Below are 18,968 nucleotides of genomic sequence, written 5' to 3'. Positions count from 1 at the left end.
CGTGAGTGTAAAATTAAAAGCTGACGAGATTAGCAGTATCATCAAAGAACGCATTGAAAACTACGATTTAAGCGTTGATGTAGAAGAAACTGGTAAAGTAATATCAGTCGCTGATGGTGTTGCAAATGTTTATGGACTAAAAAATGTCATGGCTGGCGAAATGGTTGAATTTGAAAGCGGCGAAAAAGGCATGGCTTTAAACCTTGAAGAAAGCAGCGTTGGTATCGTTGTTCTTGGTAAATCAAGCCAAATCAAAGAAGGTTCAAGCGTAAAAAGACTTGGCAAACTTCTTCGTGTTCCAGTTGGCGATGCTTTGATAGGTCGCGTTGTAAACGCTCTTGGTGAGCCAATCGATGCAAAAGGCGCTATCGAAGCTACTGAAACTAGATTTATTGAAGAAAAAGCAAAAGGTATCATGGCTAGAAAATCAGTTCATGAGCCATTGCAAACCGGTATCAAAGCTATTGATGGTCTTGTTCCAATCGGTAGAGGTCAAAGAGAGCTTATCATCGGTGACCGCCAAACTGGTAAAACTACAGTTGCGATAGATACTATAATCAACCAAAAAGGTCAAGATGTAGTTTGTATCTATGTCGCTATCGGTCAAAAACAATCAACAGTAGCTCAAGTTGTTAAAAAACTTGAAGAATACGGTGCTATGGATTATACAATTGTAGTAAATGCAAGTGCAAGTGACGCTGCAGCTCTTCAATACCTAGCTCCATATGCTGGTGTTACTATGGGTGAATATTTCCGTGATAACTCACGCCACGCACTTATCATTTATGATGATTTGAGTAAACACGCAGTTGCTTACCGTGAAATGTCACTTATCCTAAGAAGACCACCAGGTCGTGAAGCTTATCCAGGCGACGTTTTCTACCTACATTCAAGACTGCTTGAAAGAGCTAGTAAACTAAGTGATAAACTTGGAGCAGGAAGCCTTACAGCATTGCCTATTATCGAGACTCAAGCAGGCGACGTTTCAGCTTATATCCCAACAAACGTTATTTCTATTACTGATGGTCAAATATTCTTAGAGAGTGATCTTTTCAACTCAGGTATTCGTCCAGCGATCAACGTTGGTCTTTCAGTAAGCCGTGTTGGTGGTTCAGCTCAAATCAAAGCTATCAAGAAAGTTTCTGGTACGCTAAGACTAGACCTTGCTCAATACCGTGAACTTCAAGCGTTCGCACAATTCGCAAGTGATCTTGATGAGAGCAGTAGAAAACAACTAGAGCGTGGTCAAAGAATGGTTGAAGTTCTTAAACAACCTCCATATAGCCCACTTCCAGTTGAAAACCAAGTTATTATAATTTTTGCAGGAAGCAAAGGATATCTTGATGATGTTCCAGTAAATGCTGTGACTAAATTTGAAGCTGAGCTATATCCATATATAGAAGCAAGATATCCAGAAATTTTTGAACAAATTAGAACTAAAAAAGCGCTTGATAAAGATATCGAGGAAATGTTAATTAAAGCATTAAATGAATTTAAAGCAACATTTAGCGCTGAATAAGGCTAAGATATGTCAAATTTAAAAGATATAAAAAGGAAGATTAAGAGCGTTCAAAACACGCAAAAAACAACAAAAGCGATGAAGCTTGTTTCTACTGCTAAACTTAAAAAAGCAGAAGAAGCAGCTCGTCACTCTCGTGTTTACGCTCTTAAGATAAATGAGGTGATAAGCGAAATAGCTTATAAAATCAACCAATTCAAAATAGTTGGCAAAGATAGCAAATTTTTTGATTTAGAAGCTCCTGTTTCAAAAGTGGATATCATTTTTGTTACTGCTGATAAGGGACTTTGTGGCGGATTTAACATCTCTACTATCAAAACTATAAGAAATATGATAGAAGAGTATAAATCTAAAAAAATCAAAGTTAGATTAAGAGCAGTTGGTAAAAAAGGTATTGAGTTTTTTAACTTTCAAGGTATAGAAATACTAGAAAGCTACAGAGGCGTTAGCTCGGCTCCAACTTATGAAAAAGCACAACAAGTCATTAGCGATGCTATAAATGATTTTGTATCTGGAGCAACTGACAAAGTTATATTGGTTCACAATGGTTATAAAAATATGATTTCTCAAGAAATAAGAGTAAATGATATTGTTCCTGTTGATGTTCCATCTATCGATAATGTCGGCATTTCTAGCTCTCTTATCGAAATAGAGCCAGAAAATGACGAAAAAATACTTGATGAGCTTATGAAAAAGTATTTTGAATATAGTATGTATTATGCTTTAGTTGATTCTTTAGCAGCTGAACACAGCTCAAGAATGCAAGCTATGGATAATGCAACAAACAATGCAAAAGCTAGAGTTAAAGAGTTACAACTTGCTTACAATAAAGCAAGACAAGAAAGCATTACGACAGAACTTATAGAGATTATAAGCGGTGTCGAGAGTATGAAGTAATTTTATAAGGAGTGATAATGAAAGGTATTATTAGCCAAGTTATAGGTCCTGTAGTTGATGTTGATTTCAAAGACTACTTGCCTAAGATTAACGAAGCTATTGAAGTAAATTTTACAGTTGAAGGCAAGACAAATAAACTTATTCTTGAAACTGCTGCTCACCTTGGCGATAATCGTGTAAGAACAATTGCTATGGATATGAGTGAAGGTCTTACAAGAGGTTTAGAGGCTACAGCTCTTGGTACTTCTATTAGTGTTCCAGTTGGCGAAAAAGTTCTTGGTAGAATTTTCAACGTTGTTGGAGATTTGATAGATGAAGGCTCTGAAGAGTCATTTGATAAAAAATGGTCTATCCATAGAGATCCACCAGCTTTTGAAGAGCAAAGTACAAAAAGTGAAATATTTGAAACTGGTATTAAAGTAGTTGATTTACTTGCTCCTTATGCAAAAGGTGGTAAAGTCGGACTATTTGGTGGTGCTGGCGTTGGTAAAACAGTTATCATCATGGAGCTTATCCACAATGTTGCATTCAAACACAGCGGTTACTCAGTATTTGCTGGTGTTGGTGAAAGAACAAGAGAGGGTAATGACCTTTATAACGAGATGAAAGAATCTGGCGTTTTGGATAAAGTTGCTCTATGCTACGGACAAATGAGTGAACCACCAGGGGCAAGAAACCGTATTGCTCTTACTGGTCTTACAATGGCTGAATATTTCCGTGATGAGATGGGACTAGATGTTCTTATGTTTATTGATAACATCTTCCGTTTCTCTCAATCAGGTTCAGAAATGTCAGCTCTTCTTGGTCGTATTCCAAGTGCGGTTGGTTATCAACCAACACTAGCTAGTGAAATGGGTAAACTTCAAGAGAGAATTACTTCAACTAAAAAAGGCTCTATTACATCAGTTCAAGCTGTTTATGTTCCAGCTGATGACCTTACTGACCCAGCGCCTGCGACAGTTTTCGCTCACCTTGATGCTACAACAGTTCTTAACCGTTCTATTGCTGAAAAAGGTATTTATCCAGCAGTTGATCCACTAGATTCTACTTCAAGAATGCTTGACCCCCAAATTCTTGGTGAAGAGCACTATAGAATAGCTCGTGGAGTCCAAGCCGTACTTCAAAAATATAAAGATTTGCAAGATATCATCGCGATTCTTGGTATGGATGAGCTTAGTGAAGAGGATAAACTTACAGTTGATAGAGCTAGAAAGATAGAAAAATATCTATCTCAACCATTCTTCGTTGCTGAAGTATTTACAGGAAGTCCTGGTAAATATGTAAGCCTTGAAGAGACTATTGCTGGCTTTAAAGGTATCTTAGAAGGTAAATATGATCATCTACCAGAAAATGCGTTCTATATGGTAGGAAATATTGATGAGGCGATCGCTAAAGCTGAGAAGATGAAGGCATAAGCCAAAAAGGAAGCGATATGAACACAATACATTTAGAAATAGTAACTCCTGAGGGACTTATATTTTCAAATGATACCAAAATGGTAGTACTTCCTGGCAGCGAAGGTGAATTTGGTGTGCTTCCTGGGCACGCCTCGCTTGTTTCGCTTTTGAGAGTTGGCGTTGTTGATATAGAAAATGTTGACGGTACTCATGATGCTGTTGCTATTGACTGGGGATATGCTAAAATAGACGAAAATAAAATCGTTGTTTTGGCTGACGGTGCTGTTTATGTATCTGGTAATACAGAAAGTGAATTAGCACAATCCATAGAAAAAGCAAAAGAGCTTGTGAGTAGTATGAGCGATAGAAATGGAATATTTGCTACTGCTTTATCACGCATAGAAAATGCTGCAAGGGCAAAATAGTGTTAGGTTTTTTAGACCTTTTTCTAAATTATTTATCTAAAAGTAGTGTAGTGACAATCATAGTTTTAACTTGGTTGTCTCTATACTTTATTATTAGTTTTACAGTATTATTTTCAAGATATACTGGTTTAAATTCATGGAAAAAACGTGAGCAAGCTGCACTAGAGTCTATACTTATGGGTGCAAAAGCAGTAAGCGTGGATTCTAGTTTGAAAAAATGTGCTACCGACAATCCTACAAAAGAGCGTTTTGAGGTCTGTATAAGTTTAGCTGAAGCAAATGCCACTAGTGGTTTAACAGCACTTTCTATAATAGCATCAACATCTCCATTTATAGGGCTTTTTGGAACAGTTGTTAGCATATTAGAGACGTTTTCAGGACTTGGAGCTGGTGGTGGAAGTAGCTCACTTAGCGTTATAGCTCCTGCAATTTCTGAAGCACTTGTTGCTACAGGATGTGGTATATTTGTTGCGATTCCTGCATATAGTTTTAACCTTCTTATAAAAAGAAAAGCTTATGAAGTTTTATCTCTCATAAGAAGAGAAGCTAATGTTTTATTAAGTCTTAAAGAAGACAATAACTAATAATGATCAATCTTGATGAAACTCCGGAGTTAAATATAACTCCACTTGTCGATATTATGCTTGTGTTGCTTGCCATACTTATGGTTACAACTCCAGCAATCATTTATGAAGAGCAAATAACTCTTCCAGATGGTTCTAAAACAAAGGTAGTATCGCAAAATTTAAAGACTTTAACAGTTAGGATAGACGCCCAAAGAACCGTCTATATAGACCAAAGTAATATGAAGTTATCTGAACTAGCTGATAACTTAGTGCTTATCTCGCAAAGATATGATAAAAACTCACCTGTGTATATAAAAGCTGATAAAAGACTTTTGTATGATGATGTTATGTTTGTTCTTAAAAGCATGAAAAACGCTGGTTTTACTAAAGTCGCACTTGAAACAAATGGCTAAAAAATCTACACAAATCGGAGTTAAATATCAGACATTTAACTCTTTTATTGTTGCTATTGTTTTATATATGCTTGTTATTTTTATTCTTTTTTTTAAGATTTATACAAGAGAAGAGCCGAAAAAATATACAAACCAAAAAGACGCTTTTATGGATGTTTTTATAGTTCAAACAGAGGTTGCTGATACTGTAGTTGCTCCAAAACAAGCAGAGAAAAAAGTAGAAGCAAAGCTTGAAGAAAAAGATCAGCCAACAGAGGATAAATCCAAAACTACAAACAAAGACTCAGCTCCTAAGGAGCCACAACCAAAAGAAGAGCCTGTCAAAAAAGTAGTTGAAGAAAAACCAAGTGTAAATTTGAGTAATCTTTTTAGTGAAGTAAAACCAATAAAACAACCAGAAAAATCTAAACCAGCTGCAGTTCAAAGCAATAAAAAAAGCGATGCAAAGACTAGTTCTACAAAAAGTGCAAGCGATATATTTAATGCACTTCAAAAAGACATAACCGCAAAAGCACCAAAAGCTGGAATGACTGGTGAATACAATAAATATTTTGGTGATATCACAGAAATCATACAACAAAGATGGGTCAGATATAAAGCAGATACAAATGATAAAGCAAAAGTAACTTTTATTATAGATAAATTTGGAAAACTTAGTTACAATATCGACGAAAAATCTTTGAACAGTGAATTTAATAATAAAGTAAAAGACTTCTTAGAAAATTTAAAAGATGTGGATTTTCCAGCTCCTCCAGATGGAAGCGCGAAAACCATTTCTACAATGCTTATAGATAAAATTGATTAATACGGAGAAAAAATGAGAAAGTTATTGTTATTGGTGGCTTTTTGTATAGGCCTGAGCGCTGCTGATGCGACTATTGAAGTTGTGAATCGTGGCGTAGTTTTACCAAGGATTTTGGTTCAAGATGCTACAACAAATTTTTCAAACGCTGGTCTTAAAAATAAATTTTTTAAGATTATGATTGGGGATTTGAAGGTCGGCTCTTCTTTTGAGGTTATAGAGGATTATTATACTAGCACTTATGATGGCGATTATAAGACAAATTTAGCAAATAGCAAAAATCCAGAACTTATCTTGCGATATGCTATAACAAATCAAGGTAGCGGCTTAGCTCTAAAAGTTAAGCTTATAAATGCAAAAAATGGAACAACTAGATATGAGGGTGCTTTCACTCAATCAGAGCTTGCAAAATACCCATTTTTGGCTCACACTAGCGTTGCTGATATAGCAAGAAATCTAAATTTATCACCGATTGATTGGATGGATAAATCTATTATAATTTCTCAATATACATCTCCAGGCAAAAGCAATATCATAGTGGCTGATTATACTTTGACATACCAAAAAGTTATTTTAAGTGGTGGCCTAAACATCTTCCCAAAATGGGCAAACAAAGACCAAAGTGCATTTTATTACACTTCATATATCAAATCAGTTCCAACACTCTTTAGATATGATCTAAGAACTGGTCAAAAAACAAAAATCACAACAAGTTCAGGTATGATAGTCGCATCTGATGTGAGCAAAGATGGTAGCAAACTGCTTCTTACTATGGCACCAGATGACCAAAGTGATATATTTTTGTATGATTTAAGAACAAATAGAAAAACTAGAATTACAAATTTCAAAGGCATAGATGTAAATGGAAATTTCGTAGAAAATGATACAAAAATTGTATTTGTAAGTGATAGAATGGGCTACCCAAATGTATTTACAACTAGTGTAAATGGCGGAGTTGTCGAGCAAATGGTTTTTCACGGCAAAAATAACAACTCAGTTACAACTTACCAAAATTATGTAGTTTACTCAAGTCGTGAAAGCTCAAATGAATATGGCACAAAAACATTTAATTTGTATCTTATATCCACAAAAAGTGATTATATAAGACAGCTTACTGGAAGTGGTGTAAATACGTATCCTAGATTTTCAAGCGATGGCGGTAGTATCGTATTTATCAAGAATTCTGGCAACGAAAGTGCTGTTGGTATAATAAGGGTAAATGAAAATAAAAGTTTTCAATTTCCTTTAAGAATTGGTAAATTACAATCTATAGATTGGTAAATTTTAAAAAAATATTTTTTTTGTGATGCAAAAATTATAAAATATGATATAATTGCGACAAATTTTTATTTAAAGGTTAGGAAATGAAAAATTTAGTTTTAGTTTCAGCTGTTGCTGGTGCTTTGTTTATGGCTGGTTGTAGCTCAAAAGCTCCAGAAGTAGACATGAATGCCAATGCAAACAATAACTCAGGCTCTATGTCAAGTACTGATATGAGTGATGCAGAAAGATTAAGTGCTCTTGCAAGCCAAATACAAAGCCAAGTAAAAAATGTTTACTTTGATTTTGACAAATTTAACATTCGTTCAGATATGCAAGGTGTTGTAAATACAAACGCTTCACTATTTAACCAAAATGGTGCAGACGCTCTTAAAGTTATGGTTGAAGGTAACTGCGACGAGTGGGGTAGTGATGAATACAACTACGCTCTAGGCGTAAAAAGAGCTAAAGCTGCTAAAGATGCTTTAGTAAATCAAGGTGTTAGTGCTGATAGAATTGAAATTACAAGTAATGGTGAGAGCAAACCTGTATGTACTGAAAAAACAAAAGCTTGTGACGCTCAAAATCGTCGCGACGAGTTCAAAGTACTTCCATAATTTATGAGAAGAACTTTATTAGTTATAGCCCTTTTATGGGCTGTAACTTTAAATGCTGAAGTTTCAGTATTTGATGCAGGCAACCTTGATAAAGAAAATCCTTACGGCCTTACCGAAAACGAAAAAATTCTATTAAAAAACAAACAAAAAGTCGAAAAATTAAACCAAAATATTGGAAGTGTTCAATCCGATATAAGCTATGCTCAAGAGAGTATAGAGGGACTTCGAACCGTGGTAGATGGATTAAATCAATCTAGTGTAAATTTAGATACTAGAATTTCTGAGCTTGAAAATAAAATCAATATTAATGATGTAAATGTCACTAATGAAATTACAGATTTAAAAAAGATTGTTAAAAAAAATCAAGCTATCCAAGAAGAAAATTACAAAAAAATTACCAAAGCAATTTCTGAGTTAAGCTCTTTAATTGATTCTATAAACTCTAGTAAAACTGGAAATGTCGCAGGTCAAAACGAACAAACACCAAGCGATAATATAGAAAAAAAATCAAATTTAGATGGTAAATCTTTAGCTGATATACTAAAAGATGCAGACAATGCATATAAGAAAAAAGACTACGTAAACGCAAAAGCGTATTTTGAGCATTTGGCAGATAAAAATCACAAACCAGCATATTCAAATTTTATGCTTGGTGAGATAGAATATGCTCAAAAAAACTATCTTCAAGCTATACCGTATTATCAAAATAGTGTAGAGCTATATGATAAGGCAGATTATATGCCAAAGCTTTTATATCATACAGCAATTAGCTTTGATAAAACTGGTGACAAAAAAAGTGCCAATAAATTTTATGGGGCATTAAAACAAGCTTACCCAGATAGTAAAGAAGCAAAAGCTTCACCAAATCGCAAATAAATATTTAAATTTTTAGGAGAATATAAATGTCAAAAGTAATAAAAATGTTTTATGAACTAAAAGACGCTAAAACTGGCGAACTTTTAGAGTCAAATATTGATTCACAAGAAATAGCATTTGTAAGTGGAAAAAATCAAGTTTTAGAAGCTTTAGAAGCTGGTGTTTTAAATTTAAAAGCTGGAGAAAGCACAGTTGTTACTATTTTAGCAGCTGATGGTGTTGGCGAGTATGATGAGAGTGCACTTCAAGTGCTTCCAAAAGAGCAATTTGCTGGTATTGAGCTAAATGTCGGTATGGAGCTTTTTGGTGAGGGAGAAGATGGAAGCACTGTAAGAGTAACAGTAAAAAATATCAGTGATAATGAAGTCACAGTCGATTTCAACCATCCTTACGCTGGCAAAGATTTAGAGTTTAATGTAAAAGTAACTGAGAATAGAGATGCTGACGCTGATGAAGAAGCAACTGGCGTCGTAGCTATGCCTCACGTATGCGGATGTGGCGGTCATGGTCATCACCACCATGAAGAGGGTCATGAGTGCTGCGGCGGACACGGACACCATCATCATGATGACAAAGATGAGTGTTGTGGTGGCGAGCATCATGACAAAGATGGCGGCGGATGCTGCGGAAAACATCATCACTAAGAAATATAATGAATAGTGCATTTTTATTTCCAGGTCAAGGCTCTCAGAGCTTTGGCATGGGTCTTGAAATCTATGAGAATTTCAGTGTGGCAAAAGAGCTTTTAGATAGTGCGAGTGATTTTTGTGGTATTGACTTTAAAGAGTTAATGTTTAAAGAAAATGACAAACTTGGACTTTCTGAATTTACCCAACCAGCAATAGTTTTAAACTCTTTTATGACTTATCTTGCTTTTAAAGATTCATCAAATTTAACCCCAAAATTTAGCCTAGGTCACTCTTTGGGTGAGTTTTCTGCTCTTGGTGTGAGTGGTGGGCTAGATATGCTTGAGTGTATCAAACTTGTAAATTTGCGTGGTAAATTTATGACTAAAGCTTGCATGGGTAAGGGAGCTGGAATGATGGTTATACTTGGTTTATCAGATGAAAAAGTAGAAGAAATTTGCCTGAATTCACGTTCAAATAAGAGCGTTTGGGCTGCGAACTACAACTGCGATGGCCAAATAGTAGTAGCTGGAGTAAAAGATGATCTAGCGTCATTGGAAGCCACTTTCAAAGAAGCTGGAGCTAAAAGAGCAATGCTACTTGATATGAGCGTGGCTAGCCATTGCCCTATTTTAGAAGAGGCGAGTTTGAGCCTTGCTGATGAGCTAAAAACTGTTATAAAAGATAGCTTTGCTCCGGTTGTTTCAAACGTAACATCTCACAAATACTCTACAAAATCTGATGCGCTTGAGCTTCTAAAAGAGCAGTTGGTTAAGCCAGTTTTATACAAACAAAGTATCAAAAACTATGAAGATGAAGTAGATTGTTTTATTGAGTTTGGAGCTAGTGTTTTAAAAGGTATGAATAAAAAAATCACATCAAAACCTACATTTAGCATATCAAATTTAAGCTCACTTGAAGAGGCGCTAAAGGAGCTAGCATGAAAATAGCAATCCTTGGGGCTATGTCAGATGAGATAGCCCCACTTTTAGATAAACTTCAAAATTACGAAACTGTAAAATACGCTAAAAACGAGTTTTATTTAGCTAAATATAAAAATCATGACCTTGTTATAGCTTATTCAAAGATAGGCAAGGTAAACTCTACGCTAACTGCTACATTGCTTATAGAAAAATTTAAGTGTGAGATGTTGTTATTTACAGGAGTTGCTGGGGCTTTAAATGAAAAGCTAAAAATCGGCGATATCCTTTATACTACAAGCACAGTTCAGCACGATCTTGATATAAGTGCGTTTGGGCATCCTTATGGCTATGTCCCTGGTATAAATGTCTATGAAAAAACAGATGATAAGCTTAATGAGATTGCTAAAATAGTTGCTGCTAAAAATGGCATAAATCTTGTCGGTGGAGTTATAGCTAGCGGGGATCAATTTATATGTGACCCTGTGAAAAAAGAGTGGATCAAATCAACTTTTGATGCTGATGCTGTCGAGATGGAGGGTGCTAGCGTGGGTCAAGTATGCGCTACTCTTGATATCCCGTATTTTTTAATGCGTGCTATCAGCGATGAAGCAAATGGTGGCGCGGAGATTGATTTTGATAAATTCCTTGAAGAAGTAGCTCAAAAATCAGCTAAATTTGTTCTTGGTATGGTAGAGTATCTATGATAGATCTAAGCAAAAAACTTATCCGTCAAGTTGGTCAAACAAACGCCAAATATAAGATGTTTGAAAAGGGCGACAGGATACTTCTTGGGCTAAGTGGTGGCAAAGATAGCCTAGCACTTGCTCATATTTTGAAGCATTTTCAAAACGTAACTCCAGAGAAATTTGAGTTTGAAGCTGTTACGCTGAGCTATGGCATGGGTGAGGATTACGCTTATCTTACGAAGCATTGCGAAGAGCATGGGATCAAGCATAGCGTGATTGATAGCTCTATTTTTGAAATTAGCAAGGATAAGATTCGTAAGAATTCGAGCTTTTGTAGTTTTTTTAGCCGTATGAGACGTGGATATCTTTATACTTATGCTTTGGAGCATGGATTTAACAAACTTGCTATCGCTCATCATCTTGATGACGCTGCTGAGAGCTTTTTTATGAATTTCACTTATAATGGAGCGCTAAGAACCCTAGCTCCAAAATACAAAGCCAAAAACGGTCTTATTTTGATCCGTCCACTTATAAATGTGCGTGAGCGTCAGCTAAGAGATAATGCTACTAGAAATGAGCTATTTGTCATTGGCGATGAGGCTTGTCCAGCGATGAGATTTGATGTGAAAATGCCGCACGCTAGACATGAGACAAAGGAACTTTTGGCAAATTTAGAAAGCCAAAATCCAAAATTATTCACCAGCTTACAAGCTGCTTTTGAAAATATACACAAAGATACGTTTTTTGATCTAGATGATTTAAATTTAGAAGATTAAAAACTAGAGCAATTATTTCAACTGCTCTAGTCTCTCTTTTTTGGTTCCTATTTCTGTGATTTGGACGCCAAAGTTTCCATCTATTATCACCACTTCCCCAAGAGCTACTGGCTTATCTCCGATTAAGACTTCAAGCGGGTCATTTGCTAACTGATTTAGCTCGATAACTGAGCCGATATCCATAGACAAAACATCTTTTAAAAGCATTTTTTTTGAGCCTATGCGAACCCTTATAGGAAGCCTTACATCCATGATGAGTCCGATATTTCTTATCTCTTCGCTTATCTCTATTTTTTTGCTCGGTGCTTCTTCTTTTTTGGGCGCTACCTCTTCTGATTTGTTAAAAAATTTAGAACAAGCAAAATCAACCGCTAAACCAAGTTGCTCCGAAATCTCATCGATACCAACTTGATATAAAAATAACTTTTCATAAGAGCTTAACTCTATTGGCTGAGTATCGTCTAAAAAGCTAACTTTTTGTATTTCAAAACTAAGTTTTGGCATGTCTTTTTGAGCATTGATATTTGATGAAATAGCGCTAAATATATTAGAAAATATCTCTTTGCTAGCGTCAAGTTCATCATCGCCTATATCTTCATTGCCAGTTATTTCTTCTTCACCAAGCATCCAGTCATTTATAGCACTTATTAGAAGTGGTGTAGCGAGCAAGACTAGTTTAGCATTTAGATCGCCACTTACTGCGATATTTGCCATGACTATAGGCGAGCGAATGCCATCTTGAGTAGGGGCATCATACTCAGCAACACTACCAAAACTTGGGGTATGACCAGTCAAACCTTCAATGGTTGCTTTACATTCATTTGTAAAAATGTCTAAAAATTTATTCATCATCGTCATCTTCCTCAGGTTCTTTATTTTCTTCTTCTTGATAAGCCATTATTTTGGCTTTTCTGTCTTCTTCGTATTGCTCTAGTATGGTTTTTATTTCATCTTTATCTGTTTTGATAAGCTCATCTATTCTGATAGATTTTCTAAATCTATGAAGACCGATTTCGGCTAAGAAAACGTCTTTTTTATCTATGCAGACAATAGCTTTATCATCAGCACTTCTATCTAGCTTTAGTATATCGCCTTCTTTTAAATTTAAAAACTCGCTTACGCTAATCACGCTTTTGCCTAAAATCGCTTCATATAGCACTTCTGCACGTCCGATTAGCGTCTTTAACTCTTTATTTCGGCTTTTTTTTGCACTTGTTTCGCCAAGCATTATATCGCGGTTGGCAAGGCGGCTTAGGATCGGCTCAAGATAGATAACAGGATAGCATAAATTTATCATTCCGCTTGAATTACCGATAATGATCTCCATAACGACCATGATGACGATTTCGTTTTGGCTTACGATTTGGACGACGTTTGGGCTACTTTCTTTGGCTTCTACGTTTGGATACATATCTGTGATGCTTGACCATGACTCTTTTAGACGTTGCATCATTATACGCAAAATTGCATCAAGCAAATTTATCTCGATGTCTGTTAGCTCTCTGTTGCTCTCAAATCCATCGCCATTGCCGCCAAGAAGCCTATCTATCATAGGAAAGGCGATGCTTGGATTTATCTCCAAAACACAGTTTCCATCAAGTGGCTTGATAGAAAAGACGTTAAAGCTAGTAGGGCTTGGCAAACTCATCAAAAACTCACCATAAGTCATCTGATCTACTGAGTGCAAGCGGATCTCAACGATGCTTCTCATAATGCTTGAAATTTGACTAGCTAGGTTGCGTGAGAGCTTATCGTGTATGCCTTTTACTGCACGAAGTTGTTCTTTGCTGACGCGGTTTGGACGCTTGAAGTCATATATGATGACTTGTTTTTGCTCTTCTATGGGTGTATCGTTTGATACGGCTGCGGTATCGCCATCCTCATCTACGACTTGCAATAAGGCATCAATCTCTTCTTGACTTAAAATATCAGCCATTAAAATCCTAGCCTTTCTCTAATTTTAGTTATGAGTCTTTTGTGAATTTGACTAATCCTAGACTCTGTGATTTCTAAAATATCACTTATCTCTTTTAAACTTAATTCTTCGTAATAATACAGTTGTATTATCATCTGTTCGCGTTCGTTGAAGTCTTTTAAAACTTCTGAAATTTTTTCTATAAGCTCGTCTTTTTCTATCTTGTTTTCTACATTTGTATCGCTAAGTATCTCAAACTGCTCATCTAAAGGAAGTGCTACGCAAACATCGCTTAGATTTCTTGTTTCTCTGATTTTGCTCTCTTCTATGCTAAGTAAATTTGCAAGGTAGGCATCATCTGGTTCGCATTCAAATTTATTAAAATAATCATTTATTGCCGCGTCTATCTCTTTTACTAGCTTTCTATCGCCCCTGCTAAGAGTATCAAGCCCTCTTAAATAATCTAGCATAGAGCCATAAACTCTTTGTTTGACATAGCCCCAAAAGTTGTCATTTTGCTCTTTATCGTAGGTTTTGGATAGTTTTACCATTTGGGTTGCGCCGATACTTATGAGATCATTTGCATCTATAAATGCTGGAAGTCTAGTTTTGAGCCTAAAAGCCATTGCTTTGAGCGCTGGCATATATGATAGTACTAAATCATCTCTTTCTTTTTTGAGAGTCATTTGGTAGGCATCAAGCTGCTTTTGCTTTAACTCGTTCATGCTTTTTGCCTTGTTTTTTTAGTATTATTTTTTCTGGAGTGATTGATATGATGCTTTCTAGTTTTTTTTCTCTTATAGCTAGTTCATTGATGAGGTAGTCATTTACCTCTTCATATTTATCTTTGTTAAATCTAGCTGCGTTTGTCTTGCTCGCATCTACATAGTTCATGATAGCTATGTGAATTGTGATATAAAAAAACAATGTGATAAGCAATGTATAAAAGACTAGTTCAACTGGATCGTTTATTTTTATGACGACAAACATAAGTCCTATAAAAAATCCACAAACAGTAAAAAAAGCTATGAAATTATCTGTTTTCAATTGTCCAACCTGATTAAAATTGTTCCACAAGACGTTTAAAAAAGCCACTAAAACTTCTATCTTGCGTATCGTCAAGCACTTTTCGTTCCAATTTATAAAGCAATTTGCTGGCTGCTTTTTTTAGCTCTATGCTTGGGCTGATATGTGGTGCGTCATCGCTAAAAAGAGTTCTTTGTTTTATGCTTTTTGAGACCATCTTATCTAGCTCGATATATCCAAGAAGCTCAAGATCAAGCTCATGGGGTATATTTGCTTTGGCTACTTTTTTGATATTTTCAAAGATACGCACGGCTTCGGTTTCGTTTTTTACCATATTTAGCATCATGTATATATTTTTTTTCATTTTTGATGTGACTTTTATGGTGGCATAAGCGTCAGTTATAGCTGCAGGATCGGGGACTGTGACTACGATAATCTCATCGCAAGCTTGCAAAAATACTTGGGTATTTGAGCCAATTCCAGCACCAGTATCGATGATGATGAAGTCTAGATCATCAAGCACGCTAGCTTCGCTTATAAATCTTTCTAGTATGAATTGGTCGTTAAATTTAAATATCTCATCGCCACTATCTCCGGGTATGAGGATCAAATTTTCTTTGACTTTTATTAGTATATCTTTAAGCTCACACTCGCCTTTTAGCACATTTAAAAGATTTTTTTTGAGTTTGACATTTAGTATGACGTCTAAATTTGCAAGCCCAATATCAGCGTCAAAAAGACCTACTTTATACCCATTTTTGGCTAAGACATTGGCTAAATTTGCACTAATTGTTGATTTGCCAACTCCGCCTTTGCCGCTTGTTATGGCTATGAAATGAGTGGATTTTGCTGGTTTGTTTGAGCTCATTAGCTCTCTTAATTTATCTGCTTGATCCATCATCATCTCCTTTGCTAAACCCTTCTAAAACGCACTCGACTAAAAACTCGCTTCTAGCCTCCACTATGTCATCTGGGACGTTTTGCCCTATAGAAAAAAAGCTCACTGGCGTGCTCGTTTCATAAACTAATGAAAAGACATTGCCAAAGATTTTTGTTTCATCAAATTTGGTGATAATAAGAGTGTCAATGTCTAAAAACGAAAAATTATCGTAAATTTCAAGCAAATCTTCTACCTTTGATCCAGCTGAAAGGACTAAATTTACATCTATTTTGGCTCCACAGCCTTTTAGAAATTTATCTAGTTTTGTTAGCTTTTCTTTGTCGTATTGGCTACTTCCCATGGTATCGACCAAGATTAAATCGCAATTGCTAAGACTTTTTAGGGCTGATTTGAAATCTTCAAGTTCAATGGCATCAAGTATCGGTATACTCATTATTTTGGCGTATTGGAAGAGCTGCTCGACTGCTCCTAATCTATAAGTGTCAAGAGTGATTATACCTGTTTTGTATCTCACATCGCCACTGTGGGCAAATTTATAAGCTAGTTTTGAAAGCGTTGTTGTTTTACCAACTCCAGTTGGGCCGACAAACATCATTATGCGTTGTTTTTTGGTATCTAAATTCTCATTTCTGCAAGGAAGCATATTTCTTAAAAGTGAGTAAAAATACCTTCTTACAGCAGTTCCATTTGCCTTCATAGAAGCTGGCATATTTTGGATTGTTGTTTGCATTATTGATTTTAAATGCTCGTTTTTCATACCGCTTTGTTTAGCAAGCTTGTATATGGTAGAAAACTCAGGAGGTATGGTTATATCATCTCTAAGCTCACTTCTATCATCCCAAATCATATCAGCGATGAGCGAAATTTTGTCATTTAGCTTATTTACTTGTTTGGCTACATCATCGATTTTTTTATTGTATTCTTCGCCGTTTGTTACATTATCTATTTGAGCTTGGGTGACGTTTGCTACCTTGCTTATCTCTTTAGCTGCTTTTGAAATGTTTAGAAGTACGCTCTCATCGGCTTGTGGTAGGGCTTGGGCGGCTGACTTTGTGTAGCTACCTTTTGTGTAGGCTGAAATTTGCTGTTTTATGTTATCTATGCTCTCTTTGCTAGGAGCTGGCTTTTCATCTACTTCTACGCTTACAAGGATTTCATAAACTGGTTTTTTATTGAGCGTTTTTGGTTGAATTTGCTTTGTTGTGACTAGCATAGCGCTTTCGCCACACTCTTCTTTTGCTCTTTTAAGCGCTTCTATGGCGCTCTCACCAGTAAAGGTTTTCAGCACTGTAGCCATTATATTCCTTTCATCGATCCAATTGGGATGATAACACTTAGTCTGCTGCTAGCTCCAGGATGGGGAAGCTTTAGTCTAGGTGAATTTCTTGTTTTTTTACTAAAATATAAAATATCCAAATCAAGCGTTCTTGGAGCATTTTTAAAGCTTCTTTTGCGTTTAAAAATTTGCTCGAAATGTTGCATAAGCTTCAAAATCTCTCCGGCATAAAGTGAGGTTTCTAGCAGCAAGGCAGCATTTAAAAAATCATCTTGCTCCTTAAATCCAAACGCACTATTTTTCAGTATAATTGATGATTCTTTTATAAAAAATCTCTTATCTTGCTTGATTTTATATAAAAACATCTCAAAGCGTTTTTTCGTATCGCCGATGTTGCCACCAAGTCCGATGAGGGCTTGGTATTTATACGCGTTTACGCTTTTGCGTGATGATGGAAAAAGCTTTGATTTTATGATGCTTTTTGCTTCAAATAGCCTTAAAGTTTGCATTATAAAACTTCACATCCATCATCTGTGACTACGACGACATCTTCAATCCTAACGCCAAATTCGCCCTCCAAATAGATCCCAGGCTCAACGCTAAAGACCATTCCAGGCTCCAAGATCACGCTGCTTTTGGCATTTATGTTTGGCAGCTCGTGTATGTCAAGTCCTACGCCATGACCCGTGGAGTGGAAAAACTCTTTTGCATAGCCAAATTTGGCTATATATTCTCTTGCAATTGTATCTATTTTACTAGCTTGTACGCCTGGTTTTACGGCATTTATAGCTAGTTTTTGGGCTTCTTTTACGATACTGTAAATTTCATCTTTTTTGGCGTCATCAAACTTTTGATTTTTGTCAAATTTAAAGCCAGGTTGCACGCAAACTGTCCTTGTCCTATCTGAACAAAATCTTTTATAAGTGATTCCAGCATCAAGCAAAAGCAGGTCGCCAAGCTGCAAAATAGTGTCGCTTGGAAGTGCGTGAGCTTTGGCTGCGTTTGCGTTTATCGCTACAATTGGCGCAAAGCTTAGACCAAATTTGCCACTGCCTTTAAAGATATTTTGAGCGTGAAAATTTAGCTCTTTTTCGCTCATTCCAATACCAAATTTATTTACAAACTCGCCAAACTCGTCAAATTTCTCAGCACCAAATTTGGCCGCGTCTTTAAGAATTTCTATCTCAAATTTAGATTTAACCATTCTTTTTATCTGCGAAAAATTTGGTCTTTGGATGAAATGCACCCCAAGATTGTAGCTAAGAAGATTGTACTCCATGTGGCTAAAATCGTTTGGATTAAAGCAGATCATCTTGACGCCAAGTTTTCTTAGAAGCAGCCTAGCTTCTTTGATTAAGTTGCCTTTGGCTTCTATGACTTCGCAGTTTTTCGCGCATTCTTTGGCTTCTATGTAGTAGCGTGGATCTGTGATGAAGTATCCACGCCCATCAACGCTTATAAAAATTTCATTATCGCAAGAGTAACCGCACTCGAAAAATACGGCATTTTCATCTTTTAAGATAAAATTACGCATTTTGTTCGGCTCTAGCCCTTACTACTTTGATTTGCTCGAAAATTTGAAGCATTCCCATCATGGCTAAATGGTATCCAACTGGCCCAAAACCTACGATTTGACCTGCAGCTACTGGAGCTATAAGGCTTTTTTGGCGGAACTCTTCTCTTTGGTGAATGTTGCTGATATGTACTTCGATAACTGGAAGCTTGACTGCTGAGATAGCGTCTCTTATAGCGATAGAAGTGTGAGTGTAGGCTGCTGGATTGATGATAATACCATCAAATTCGCCAAGGCACTCTTGGATTTTATCTACGATTTCGCCCTCAAAATTGCTTTGGAAAAACTCGATCTCCACGCCAGCTTGATCAGCGACTGATTTCATTTGCTCGTGTATGCCTTCCATAGTCATATGACCGTAGATTCCAGTCTCTCTTTTGCCTAGCATATTGATATTTGGTCCTTGGATAACCATGATTTTCATTTGATCGCTCATTTTAATCCTTAAAAAATAATTTAACTAAGATTGTACAAAAATATTGCTAAATTTTTGC

At 36.1% G+C, this 18,968-nt stretch carries 23 protein-coding genes; 14 read left to right on the top strand and 9 right to left on the bottom strand.

Annotation, left to right across the window (positions count from 1 at the left end; genetic code table 11):
- Nucleotide 1 precedes the first annotated feature (1 nt).
- The 14 genes from atpA to CIG1485E_RS07325 all read left to right on the top strand — a co-directional run bounded on the left by atpA (nucleotide 2) and on the right by CIG1485E_RS07325 (nucleotide 11,783).
- Entirely contained in the window at nucleotides 2-1,519 is a 1,518-nt protein-coding gene (gene atpA, locus CIG1485E_RS07390) for a F0F1 ATP synthase subunit alpha (protein ID WP_038455066.1), read from the top strand.
- Between the two features lie 9 nt (nucleotides 1,520-1,528).
- A complete protein-coding gene (gene atpG, locus CIG1485E_RS07385) occupies nucleotides 1,529-2,416 on the top strand; it encodes an ATP synthase F1 subunit gamma (RefSeq protein WP_038455064.1) in 888 nt (295 codons plus the stop codon).
- Nucleotides 2,417-2,433: 17 nt separating this feature from the next.
- On the top strand, nucleotides 2,434-3,831 hold the full coding sequence (gene atpD / locus CIG1485E_RS07380; RefSeq protein WP_038455062.1) for a F0F1 ATP synthase subunit beta: 1,398 nt from the start codon (nucleotides 2,434-2,436) through the stop codon (nucleotides 3,829-3,831).
- Nucleotides 3,832-3,848: 17 nt separating this feature from the next.
- Complete coding sequence (atpC, locus tag CIG1485E_RS07375) at nucleotides 3,849-4,238, top strand: ATP synthase F1 subunit epsilon (protein WP_038455060.1); 390 nt, start codon at nucleotides 3,849-3,851, stop codon at nucleotides 4,236-4,238.
- 50 nt (nucleotides 4,239-4,288) lie between these two features.
- A complete protein-coding gene (locus tag CIG1485E_RS07370) occupies nucleotides 4,289-4,822 on the top strand; it encodes a MotA/TolQ/ExbB proton channel family protein (RefSeq protein ID WP_231723677.1) in 534 nt (177 codons plus the stop codon).
- Between the two features lie 2 nt (nucleotides 4,823-4,824).
- Entirely contained in the window at nucleotides 4,825-5,217 is a 393-nt protein-coding gene (locus CIG1485E_RS07365; RefSeq protein WP_038455056.1) for a biopolymer transporter ExbD, read from the top strand.
- Complete coding sequence (locus CIG1485E_RS07360) at nucleotides 5,210-6,022, top strand: TonB C-terminal domain-containing protein (protein WP_038455696.1); 813 nt, start codon at nucleotides 5,210-5,212, stop codon at nucleotides 6,020-6,022. Before CIG1485E_RS07365 ends, CIG1485E_RS07360 begins: the two co-directional genes overlap by 8 nt.
- Nucleotides 6,023-6,034: 12 nt before the next feature.
- Nucleotides 6,035-7,300 carry a Tol-Pal system protein TolB gene (gene tolB, locus CIG1485E_RS07355; protein WP_038455054.1) on the top strand — a complete coding sequence of 422 codons (1,266 nt, stop codon included), beginning with the start codon at nucleotides 6,035-6,037 and terminating at the stop codon, nucleotides 7,298-7,300.
- Between the two features lie 83 nt (nucleotides 7,301-7,383).
- A complete protein-coding gene (locus CIG1485E_RS07350; protein WP_038455052.1) occupies nucleotides 7,384-7,896 on the top strand; it encodes an OmpA family protein in 513 nt (170 codons plus the stop codon).
- Nucleotides 7,897-7,899: 3 nt separating this feature from the next.
- Nucleotides 7,900-8,772, top strand: coding sequence for a tetratricopeptide repeat protein (locus CIG1485E_RS07345; protein WP_038455050.1), 873 nt, complete (start codon nucleotides 7,900-7,902; stop codon nucleotides 8,770-8,772).
- Nucleotides 8,773-8,798: 26 nt separating this feature from the next.
- On the top strand, nucleotides 8,799-9,416 hold the full coding sequence (locus CIG1485E_RS07340; protein ID WP_038455048.1) for an FKBP-type peptidyl-prolyl cis-trans isomerase: 618 nt from the start codon (nucleotides 8,799-8,801) through the stop codon (nucleotides 9,414-9,416).
- Between the two features lie 8 nt (nucleotides 9,417-9,424).
- Nucleotides 9,425-10,342, top strand: coding sequence for an ACP S-malonyltransferase (fabD, locus tag CIG1485E_RS07335; protein ID WP_038455046.1), 918 nt, complete (start codon nucleotides 9,425-9,427; stop codon nucleotides 10,340-10,342).
- Complete coding sequence (locus tag CIG1485E_RS07330; protein ID WP_038455044.1) at nucleotides 10,339-11,025, top strand: 5'-methylthioadenosine/adenosylhomocysteine nucleosidase; 687 nt, start codon at nucleotides 10,339-10,341, stop codon at nucleotides 11,023-11,025. Before fabD ends, CIG1485E_RS07330 begins: the two co-directional genes overlap by 4 nt.
- On the top strand, nucleotides 11,022-11,783 hold the full coding sequence (locus CIG1485E_RS07325; RefSeq protein ID WP_038455042.1) for a tRNA 2-thiocytidine biosynthesis TtcA family protein: 762 nt from the start codon (nucleotides 11,022-11,024) through the stop codon (nucleotides 11,781-11,783). Before CIG1485E_RS07330 ends, CIG1485E_RS07325 begins: the two co-directional genes overlap by 4 nt.
- A 12-nt stretch (nucleotides 11,784-11,795) precedes the next feature.
- Here the strand turns inward: CIG1485E_RS07325 and fliY are convergent, their stop codons facing one another.
- The 9 genes from fliY to aroQ are packed head-to-tail and all read right to left on the bottom strand — an operon-like array spanning nucleotide 11,796 to nucleotide 18,898.
- The gene (gene fliY, locus CIG1485E_RS07320; RefSeq protein WP_038455040.1) at nucleotides 11,796-12,635 is read right to left on the bottom strand and encodes a flagellar motor switch protein FliY; all 840 of its coding nucleotides are present in this window, start codon (nucleotides 12,633-12,635) and stop codon (nucleotides 11,796-11,798) included.
- Nucleotides 12,625-13,719 carry a flagellar motor switch protein FliM gene (gene fliM, locus CIG1485E_RS07315; RefSeq protein ID WP_038455038.1) on the bottom strand — a complete coding sequence of 365 codons (1,095 nt, stop codon included), beginning with the start codon at nucleotides 13,717-13,719 and terminating at the stop codon, nucleotides 12,625-12,627. The genes fliY and fliM overlap by 11 nt, the downstream gene beginning before the upstream one ends.
- Nucleotides 13,719-14,423, bottom strand: coding sequence for an RNA polymerase sigma factor FliA (locus tag CIG1485E_RS07310; RefSeq protein ID WP_038455036.1), 705 nt, complete (start codon nucleotides 14,421-14,423; stop codon nucleotides 13,719-13,721). The genes fliM and CIG1485E_RS07310 overlap by 1 nt, the downstream gene beginning before the upstream one ends.
- Nucleotides 14,395-14,745 (bottom strand): hypothetical protein, encoded by a 351-nt coding sequence (locus CIG1485E_RS07305; protein WP_038455034.1) that lies wholly within the window; start codon nucleotides 14,743-14,745, stop codon nucleotides 14,395-14,397. Before CIG1485E_RS07305 ends, CIG1485E_RS07310 begins: the two co-directional genes overlap by 29 nt.
- A 13-nt stretch (nucleotides 14,746-14,758) precedes the next feature.
- Complete coding sequence (locus CIG1485E_RS07300) at nucleotides 14,759-15,625, bottom strand: P-loop NTPase (protein ID WP_038455032.1); 867 nt, start codon at nucleotides 15,623-15,625, stop codon at nucleotides 14,759-14,761.
- Nucleotides 15,606-16,922, bottom strand: coding sequence for a flagellar biosynthesis protein FlhF (gene flhF, locus CIG1485E_RS07295; RefSeq protein ID WP_038455030.1), 1,317 nt, complete (start codon nucleotides 16,920-16,922; stop codon nucleotides 15,606-15,608). The genes CIG1485E_RS07300 and flhF overlap by 20 nt, the downstream gene beginning before the upstream one ends.
- The gene (folK, locus tag CIG1485E_RS07290) at nucleotides 16,922-17,410 is read right to left on the bottom strand and encodes a 2-amino-4-hydroxy-6-hydroxymethyldihydropteridine diphosphokinase (RefSeq protein WP_038455028.1); all 489 of its coding nucleotides are present in this window, start codon (nucleotides 17,408-17,410) and stop codon (nucleotides 16,922-16,924) included. Before folK ends, flhF begins: the two co-directional genes overlap by 1 nt.
- On the bottom strand, nucleotides 17,410-18,435 hold the full coding sequence (locus tag CIG1485E_RS07285; protein WP_038455026.1) for a M24 family metallopeptidase: 1,026 nt from the start codon (nucleotides 18,433-18,435) through the stop codon (nucleotides 17,410-17,412). Before CIG1485E_RS07285 ends, folK begins: the two co-directional genes overlap by 1 nt.
- Nucleotides 18,428-18,898, bottom strand: coding sequence for a type II 3-dehydroquinate dehydratase (gene aroQ, locus CIG1485E_RS07280; protein WP_162472320.1), 471 nt, complete (start codon nucleotides 18,896-18,898; stop codon nucleotides 18,428-18,430). Before aroQ ends, CIG1485E_RS07285 begins: the two co-directional genes overlap by 8 nt.
- Nucleotides 18,899-18,968: the final 70 nt, after the last annotated feature.

This window comes from Campylobacter iguaniorum, assembly GCF_000736415.1.
Lineage (GTDB): Bacteria > Campylobacterota > Campylobacteria > Campylobacterales > Campylobacteraceae > Campylobacter > Campylobacter iguaniorum.
Note: the sequence above shows the minus strand (reverse complement) of the source record. Positions and strands in the feature narration are given on the sequence as shown.